This window comes from Micromonospora maritima, from assembly GCF_902825405.1.
In the GTDB taxonomy this organism is placed as follows: Bacteria; Actinomycetota; Actinomycetes; order Mycobacteriales; family Micromonosporaceae; genus Micromonospora; species Micromonospora maritima.
Genome location: NZ_CADEAU010000622.1, coordinates 1 through 2,773, shown reverse-complemented (window position 1 = coordinate 2,773; position 2,773 = coordinate 1). Strand labels below are relative to the sequence as shown.

Annotated in this window: 2 protein-coding genes; one reads left to right on the top strand and one right to left on the bottom strand. The window is 74.8% G+C overall.

The features are described from left to right. Positions 1–1,317, bottom strand: a 1,317-nt coding sequence (locus HUW36_RS30080; protein WP_246248393.1) for a DUF6311 domain-containing protein, incomplete at its 3' end; no start/stop codon positions are given. 79 nt (positions 1,318–1,396) lie between these two features. Here HUW36_RS30080 and HUW36_RS30075 point away from each other — a divergent pair. Continuing rightward, positions 1,397–2,644 (top strand): outer membrane protein assembly factor BamB family protein, encoded by a 1,248-nt coding sequence (locus tag HUW36_RS30075; protein WP_174531181.1) that lies wholly within the window; start codon positions 1,397–1,399, stop codon positions 2,642–2,644. Positions 2,645–2,773: the final 129 nt, after the last annotated feature.

Sequence of the window (2,773 nt, the reverse complement as noted above, 5' to 3'; positions counted from 1 at the left end):
CGCGGTCTCGCCGCCGGTGCGCGGGGCGGGCACCGGGGAACGGCCGGCGCGGGCCAGGGCGTCCCAGGCGAGCGCCAGCAGCACGCCCACCGCGCCGACCACCACCAGGCTCAGCCGGGTCGGCATCATCATCTCGACAAGCGGCAGGTCGTCCGGCACGTACGCCCAGGGGCCGTCGACGTCGGTCTCCACCCCGTCGAAGCGCACCTTCGGCCCGATCGAGGCGACCGTGAAGACGACCACCAGCACGGCCAGGATCCGGGCCGGCACCGACCGGCGCACCAGGAACGCCAGCGCGACCAGCCCGACCAGCACCAGCGGCCAGCCGAACCAGGTGTTCTGCTCGGTCAGCCCGATGGTCTTCTCCACCGCCTCGTCCCCGGCGACGGTGTCCCGGGCGAAGGTGACGAAGGCCATCAGGTCCTCACCCCAGTTGTGGAAGACCCCGCCCTGCAGGCCGCGGTAGGACTGCGGGCCGTTGAACTGGAACCAGATCGGGTACGCGGTGAGCAGCAGCGCCACCCCGCCGCCGACCCCGATCGCGGCCAGGAACGTGCCCGCCCGCTCCCACGTGGCGCGCGGGCGCTGCACCGCGTACGCCACCACGACGACCAGGCAGGCCAGCGCGGTGAGCAGCAACATCTCCTCGTTGATGAAGATCTGGTACGCCACCAGCAGCCCGAGCGCCAGCCCGTTGCGCCGCCACCGGCCCGGCTCGCCGAGGCGCAGCACCCGGCAGACGATCAGCGGGAGCAGGAAGTTCGACACGAAGTTGGGCTGACCGTTGGCGTGGTGCACGATGCCCGGGGCGAAGCCGAGGAACGCCCCGCCGACGAACGCCGCGCCGCGGGAGCGGACCAGGTGCCGCGACAGCGTCCAGTACGCGGTGGCGGCGGTCGCCGACAACGCCGCGCCGAGGTAGAGCGCGTACATCACCTGCGGGCCGAGCAGCATGGTCAGCGGCGCCAACGGCAGCGTCACCCCGAGCAGCGAGGTGTTCGCCATCATGTTCACCCCGTCCGGCGCGTTCTGCCGGGCGGTGAACAGCGGATTCTCCAGGTGGCGCACCGAGTAGGCGCCGTGCGCGAACAGCCACTCGAACCAGCTGTGGTCGGTCGGCAGGTGCGAGGAGACGCGGTGCTGCACGTCGCCCCAGTAGTTGAGGCAGACGAGAACACCGAGCAGCGCATAGGCTCCGATGGCCAGCACGTCGGCGCGGGCCGGTCGGCGACGGGGCCGACGCGGCGGATCCGACACGCCGGTGTCGACCTCGACGGACGAGGAGTTCAGCGAGGGGTCCACCACCGGCACGGCCACGACGGGCCATCGTACAGGCGGCCCGGCCGTGTTCCGGTCACGGCCGGGCGACGGTCCGGCGGCGCGGAGAGGGGTGGTCGTGGCCGTCATCGATCTGGGTGAGCTGCGGGACGACGTCGCGTCCGACGCGCCGGGCCGGGCGCCGCGTGCGGTCGGCCGGCTGGTCCGCGTCCTGGTGGTGCTGCTGGTGGCGCTTGTCACGCTCGCGTCCGCGACGCCGCCGGCGCGCCCCGCGCAGTGGACGGTGCCGGGCGGCACCGGGGCGTCCGCCTTCGTCTCCGGCGACCGGGTGTACGTGGTCCGGCCGCTGGACTGGCGGCCCGGCGCGCTCCGGGAGGTGGTCGCCTACCGGGCGGGTAGGGAGCGCTGGCGGAGCCGGCTGCCGAGCCCGGGCGAGGTCGTCTCGGTGTGGGAGATGGGCGACCGGGTGCTGGCCGTCGGACCGAACGGGCCCGACCAGGCCTGGCAGACGGTGGTCTACGAGACGGCCACCGGCCGGCTCAGCTGGCGGCAGCCCGCGCTCGCCTACCCGTCCGGTGACGCGCTCCTGCTCCAACCGACGAGCACGGTGGGTCCGCAGGAGGCGCGCCGGGTGGCGGTGGCCGACGGCCGCATACTGTGGGCCGCACCCGCGACCGAGGACCTGCGGTTCGTCCTCGGGCCGTCGGGGGTCGAACGTCTGGTGGTGGTGCCGGAGGCCGGTGAGACCGTGGTGCTGGACGCGGTCACCGGCGACCGACTGGCCGCCCGCGACCTGCATCCGGGGGAGCCGCCCACCCAGCGGCGGGTCCTGACCCCCGGCGACCTGGTGCTGGAGATCCGGGAGGACGGCGTCACGGCCTACCAGGGGGCGACGCTCCGGCCGCGGTGGACCGCGGAATTGCCGCTGGTGGACGGGGTGGACACCTGCGGTGGCCTGCTCTGCGCCAGCCGGCAGACCGGCGGCATGTGGGCGCTCGACCCGGCCACCGGTGCGGTCCGGTGGACGGTGGACCGGTGGGCGGGTGTGCTGAGGGCGGACGGCGGGCGGCTGCTCGTCGGGGCCGGTGACCGCGGCGACGACCACCTGGCGGTGCTGAACGGGAGCGACGGGCGGCTCGTCGCCGAGTTCTCCGGTTGGAGGGTGGTCCCGCCCTACGACTTCGGCGACCGGCTGTTCCTGACCCGGCTGCTGCGTGACGGGCGGCTGCTCCTCGCCGAGCCGGACCTGCCCGGTGGCGTGCTCCCGGTCCGGAGCGTGCTGTCCGGCGTCGACTGCTCGGCCAGCCGCGCGCTCGTGGTGTGCCGCGACGGCGACGGCGACTTCGCGGTGCGGCGGCTGCCGTGAGCGCGGTCATCGACCTGGGCGAGATGCGGCACGGTGAGGACGGCGACGAGCCGCTCCCGGCGTCGCCCCGGCGCCCGCCGGGCCGGGTCGCCCGGGTGGTGGCGCTGGGCTGCCTGGCGCTGCTCGCGG